Below are 5,014 nucleotides of genomic sequence, written 5' to 3'. Positions count from 1 at the left end.
GTAAGCGACCAGCCATCCCATCTTGACGCGCGAGCTTAGTTCATCGCGGGTGGTTTCCAGCGATGTGGCAGCAGCGAGGCGATTTCACTGTGACGATGTGTCGGCAGGCGTGTCAGAACGTCCTTGAGGTACGCATGCGGCTCGTGGCCGTTGAGTTGCGCTGACCGGATGAGACTCATGATCGCGGCTGCACGCTGACCTGCACGAAGTGAGCCGGCAAACAGCCAGTTGTTTCTCCAATGTCATTATGTACATTGCAGGAAAAACTATTTGTTCGTTGGCTCCGACAGCGGCGGTGAGCGCGCGGCGGCGATGTACAGTCTCATCGGTACGTGCAAACTCAACGAAATCAACCCACGTGCCTACCTCGAATACGTGCTCACTCATATTGCGGACCACAAGGTCAACCGCATCGACGAACTGCTTCCCTGGAACGTGGCCGACAAACTGAAGCCGGCTACTCCGCCCACGCCCACGGTTTGACCGGGCAGATCCAGATCGATCGTGTCCACGACCATGGAACGATCTTCACATGATCTACCCGGACCTCCCCAGCGCTCTCACATCATGCCCCACGCGCGCGCGAATCGGGGACCGGCCCTGCCGAGCCGCTTACGCTTGATTGGACGGGCTTCTTTTTGCCGTCCCGTATCGCATGGTCACATCGCCTACGTAGGCAACCTTGGAGGCTGATCGACATCTTCCACCTCCTACGCAGCAAAGCCGCTTGAATTGTCCCTTTCGTGTAACGGCCGCTATGCGCGTGCGGCCATGCGACGGGGCATCCCGATTCCGAAAGTGTCCGCAAATTGAGGGGCCGGCAGTGGTCGGCTGAACAGGAAACCCTGCCCCTCTTCGCAACCCAGGCGTCGCAGGCTCTCACGTTGCTCCTCGGTTTCGACACCCTCAGCAGTCGTCTCCAAGTCAAAGCTCCGTGCCATGTAGAGAATGGCGCGGATAACGGAAGCGTCGCGTTCTGATTCGAGCATGCTTTGCACGAAGCATCGGTCGATTTTGATTCGGCTCAGGGGATAGCGTTTGAGCAAGCTGAGCGACGCATAGCCGGTCCCGAAATCGTCGAACGCAATCCCCACTCCACAGTCCCGCAAGCGCTGGAGAGTTTCCAGAACGTTGTGATCGAGCCCAATGTTTTCGGTGACCTCCAGCTCGAGCGCCTCGGGCGGCAAGCCATGCCGCTCGAGGGTCGAAAAGACCTCCGAAGCGAGGTCGTTCGTGCGAAATTGCGCGCCAAACAGGTTGACGCCGATGCGGAAGTCCGGCGCGCCACTTCTGCGCCATAGCGCTGCTTGAGCACAGGCTTCATCAAGAATCCACGATCCGACGGCCGCCGCAAGTGAACCACCCTCCAGTGCGGGCAGGAAAGCCGCAGGAGCAAGGAGGCCGTGCTTCGGATGCAGCCACCGGATCAGCGCCTCGGCGCCAGTGAGGGCGCCATCGGCCAGGCGAGTTTGCGGTTGATAAACGAGTACAAATTCGTCGTCGCTGAGGGCCCGATGCAACTCCATGTTGAAGAGTCGGCGCGTCATCGCTTCCTTCCGTAACGCAGTGACGAAGACGAACGAGTTGCCGCGGCCGATGCTCTTTGCCTTGGATAGAGCCAAGTCTGCATTGCCGATCAGTTCCACCGCTTCCTGCCCGTGGAGCGGTGCGACGGCGATGCCGCAGCCAGCCGTCACTCGCACCTCGTGTCCGGCGATGAAGATCGGTTGGGCAACGCTGATAATCGCTGCCCGGGCTACATCATGCGCCAGCGCGGCGCTGGAAAGTCCCGTAAGGAGGATCGCGAACTCGTCGCCGCCGAACCGCGCAACCGTATCGTTCGGCCCCGCGAGCGCCTCCAATCGGCGAGCCACCTCGCAGAGGACTCCATCGCCTACCGCGGGGCCGAGCGTGTCGTTGATGTCCTTGAAGCCGTCGAGGTCGATCATTAACACGGCGGAGGATGAGGGACCTGCGAGCGCTTTTTCCGCCTGCCGGTAAAAGTGCGCGCGGTTGGCGACGGTGGTAAGGATGTCGGTGTTGGCGAGTCGGTGCAGTTCCTCTTCCTCTAGTCTAAGCGCAGTCAGGTCCTGCAGATGTGCGTTGAACGTCAAGTCCCCTTTCTTGCGAAAGCAAGTCAGGTAGAGCCCGAGATCGAATTCCGTTTCGTCTCGGCGCAACCCATGCAGTTTTGCGGGTACGGACAGCCCTTCGACAGAGCCAGCCCCTATGGCGCGCGCGATCAAGTCGTGTAATACGGCTCTCTCTCGCTCAGGAACCAGAGTATCAAAGGATCGGGCAAATCCCTCGTCTGGCTTGTATCCATAGAGGGCAGCAGCGGCAGCGTTGCGGGCAACCACCTCCCGTCGTTTATCGAACCGCACGAAGGCAGTAGACGGGTTGGTGTCGAATATCTCTAAGGTACGCCCGGCCTTTTCGGTTGATATCTCCACACGGCGCAATTCCAGCCTGTCGGCCGCCATTTTCGCCAGTTCGCGCAGGCGCTCGCAGTCGTCCGACGAGAAATCGTGATGCGGCTCACCGTCGATTATGCAGAGCGCCCCCAAGGCATGCCCAGCTGACGACGTGAGGGGCACACCGGCATAGAAGCGCAGGTTGGCCGGTCCTGTGACTAACGGGTTGTCGTAAAAGCGTTCGTCGAGCGTGGCGTCTGGCACCACCATCACCCGATCCTGGGTGATCGCATGGGCGCAGAAAGAAACGTCGCGGCTCATATCGACCCCTGCCCCCGCCCTGGGCGAGTTCCGTGAGAAGACGGTAATGCTCGTTGCCGTCGGAAGTCTGCGACAGCTGCAAGCGGATCTGTTGCACGCGCTGATCGGGCATCGTCTGGGATGGCGGCGCCGAGGCGGTGACTGGTGCACTTGCCTGCGCGCTGCCTCCGCTTTCGGCTTGAGGGTACGCGCGAAGTGGTGCTGCCAGCCCCAGTACCGTCGACAGAACGACGCTCGACCAGTTCAGCGCCTTATGTGGCACCCCGCTGTCAGATCGGGTTGCGTCGCGGCAAACGGCCAGAACGCTGTCCGAGAAAACCGCCGTCACGCCCTGACGAAACTCCGCTTTGGTATCCGCGCCTTCGCATCAGCGCGCTGTCTGTTGCCATCCTTCGGAGTTGCTACTCGAACGATGGCCTCGATCATCACTGGAAAACCGAATTCCGGTTATTGCATTGACTCCGCATTCACTATCATAGAAGACGAATTTCTTGATTGGCGAGGCCATCGTGCCCACTTCCGCGACCGATGCTGTAAAACGCGTTCTGGCGGCGTCGCTGATCGCAATGGTCATGGCGCCTGACATCGCTCTAGCCGTCGACGAGGTCGACGACACGGTCTACGTGCCGAATCCGAAGTACGATTGGGCGGCACGGGTCAGGCAGACCACAGTCGCCGAGGGCGAGACGATCACCCTCGTCGTGCACTCGACAAGGGACTGCATCTTTTGCGCCTGCTGGGAAGGACCGCTGGCCGGAGAAGGACGATTTGAATCATGGTCCAAGGCGCATCCGGGCACGCGGCTCATCGTCGTGGAGCGTTCAGCGATTTCGAGCAACGAAACGCCGGAGGACTATCCGCAGGAGTTGCACTGGCTCGCCAAGCGATATGAGAAGGATCAGCGCTTGAGACCTACTACCCCGACGTTCGAGATCTTCGTCGCACAGAATCTCGTGTTCCGGTCTCGTGGGCTGTATTCCTGGGAAGACAAGGCCTTTCCCGCCATCAAGGACCTCGATGGTCGCCGGTCGCATTCCAGCGGCAACGCCGAATAAACTTCGCTTCAACGGACTCAGACAGCGGATCTTTATGCCAGACCGTGTTGGGCCGGACATCGGCCATTGCTGCCATTGGATCACCGACATAACAGCGGCAGGTGAGGACCCGATTGCCGTCATTCAGTGGAGGGTTCAATTTGTCGATCGTGAATGGCCGCTGTCGAGAAAATCGAATGCTCGTTGACGACCCACAAGAGACAACCACGCTGGCCACCGCACGCCGTAGCCCGTGCTTCTTGCCGTTCACCGTAACAAAGTCCGCACTCCCGGTCGAGGTCGGCGGGATCAACTCATTGATCGGCCCCCGCCGCGCTCCCGTGCCGACCACGGCAGCTTACATGCCGCCAAATGGCTTTTCCACGGTCAGCTTGTTGGTGACGGAAGTGACTCCGGGAACGCCCTTCGCGATTTCCGCAACCGTGCCCACCTGGGAAGCGTCCGTGACCGTGCCATTGAGCGTCACCGCGCCATCCTTTGCGACGACGCTGATATTGCCGGCGCTGATCTCCTTGTGCTTCACGATGGCGTTATATACCTGCCGGCGCAGCGCGCGATTCGCCTTGCGTCCCGTGGCCGGGGCCGCTGAACCCGACGCCGTCATCGCGGATGCGCCCGGCGCACTGGCCGGTTCGCCGGTCTGGGACCATGCGGTCAAGGAAGTTGCAACGAGTGCGGCTCCGACAGCCAGCCTGAATGTTTTCATTGAATACTCCGGTCGTTTGTTGTGGGGATTGCCGAATCAGAAGGTATGGCGGATGCCGACCATCGCAGCCGTAGTGTTCTTGCCCGGTGCGACGGGGGTGCCATAGATGATCGTCTGGTTCATGGTGCCATCGTTGTCGACATACCCGACTTGCGCGTACGCCTTGGTCCTCGTCGACAGGTTGTATTCGGCACCCACTGCGACTTCGCTCGAGTGATTCGCCGAATGGTTCCGGTCCTTCAGGTAGTAGTAGCCGGACGTGACCTTGAAGCGCGGATTGAACTGGTAGCCAAGGCCACCCGATGCCATTTCGAAGTCCGCGGTGTTGGTGTTCGCCGGGTTCTTGCCGATGCCGTACGAGGCGGATATCGAGAACCCGCTGATCGTGTACATCGCACCGAAATAGTAGAAGCGATTGTTGTTCAGACCCGTCGCGGGCAGCGCCGGCGCTGCAGGATAGGTCAGCGGAAACGGATTGGTGTCATGGCCGTTGTAGTACACGGCGGACAGATTCAGAC

4 protein-coding genes and 2 pseudogenes are annotated in these 5,014 nt (G+C 60.2%); 2 read left to right on the top strand and 4 right to left on the bottom strand.

The features are described from left to right. Nucleotides 1-35: 35 nt before the first annotated feature. Nucleotides 36-236 (bottom strand): annotated as a pseudogene (locus AWB68_RS42610) (transposase domain-containing protein); the annotation flags it as partial. A gap of 22 nt (nt 237-258) precedes the next feature. On the opposite strand from AWB68_RS42610, the pseudogene AWB68_RS42605 reads away from it, so the two are divergent. After that, a pseudogene (locus AWB68_RS42605) lies at nt 259-483 on the top strand (transposase domain-containing protein); the annotation flags it as partial. Nucleotides 484-755: 272 nt separating this feature from the next. Here AWB68_RS42605 and AWB68_RS42600 read toward each other — a convergent pair. Then, complete coding sequence (locus AWB68_RS42600; RefSeq protein ID WP_087650130.1) at nt 756-2,735, bottom strand: putative bifunctional diguanylate cyclase/phosphodiesterase; 1,980 nt, start codon at nt 2,733-2,735, stop codon at nt 756-758. A gap of 509 nt (nt 2,736-3,244) precedes the next feature. Between AWB68_RS42600 and AWB68_RS42595 the strand changes: the two genes are divergently transcribed. After that, nucleotides 3,245-3,790: a hypothetical protein gene (locus tag AWB68_RS42595; RefSeq protein WP_125483259.1), complete on the top strand. Its 546-nt coding sequence runs from the start codon at nt 3,245-3,247 to the stop codon at nt 3,788-3,790. Between the two features lie 337 nt (nt 3,791-4,127). Here AWB68_RS42595 and AWB68_RS42590 read toward each other — a convergent pair whose 3' ends face one another. Together AWB68_RS42590 and AWB68_RS42585 are read right to left on the bottom strand one after the other, a co-directional pair. Continuing rightward, nucleotides 4,128-4,496 carry a BON domain-containing protein gene (locus AWB68_RS42590; protein WP_087650128.1) on the bottom strand — a complete coding sequence of 123 codons (369 nt, stop codon included), beginning with the start codon at nt 4,494-4,496 and terminating at the stop codon, nt 4,128-4,130. 36 nt (nt 4,497-4,532) lie between these two features. Then, on the bottom strand, nt 4,533-5,014 hold a 482-nt coding region (locus AWB68_RS42585), incomplete at its 5' end, for a porin (RefSeq protein ID WP_143282032.1).

It is taken from the genome of Caballeronia choica, assembly GCF_001544535.1.
GTDB classification, from domain to species: domain Bacteria; phylum Pseudomonadota; class Gammaproteobacteria; order Burkholderiales; family Burkholderiaceae; genus Caballeronia; species Caballeronia choica.
The sequence above is the reverse complement of the archived record's forward strand: the minus strand, read 5'-3'. Positions and strand labels throughout refer to the sequence as shown.

Bases quoted from the DNA above. Each gene is read 5' to 3' on its own strand.
- AWB68_RS42600 (WP_087650130.1), bottom strand. From the start codon at position 2,735: ATGAGCCGCGACGTTTCTTTCTGCGCCCATGCGATCACCCAGGATCGG.
- AWB68_RS42590 (WP_087650128.1), bottom strand. From the start codon at position 4,496: ATGAAAACATTCAGGCTGGCTGTCGGAGCCGCACTCGTTGCAACTTCC.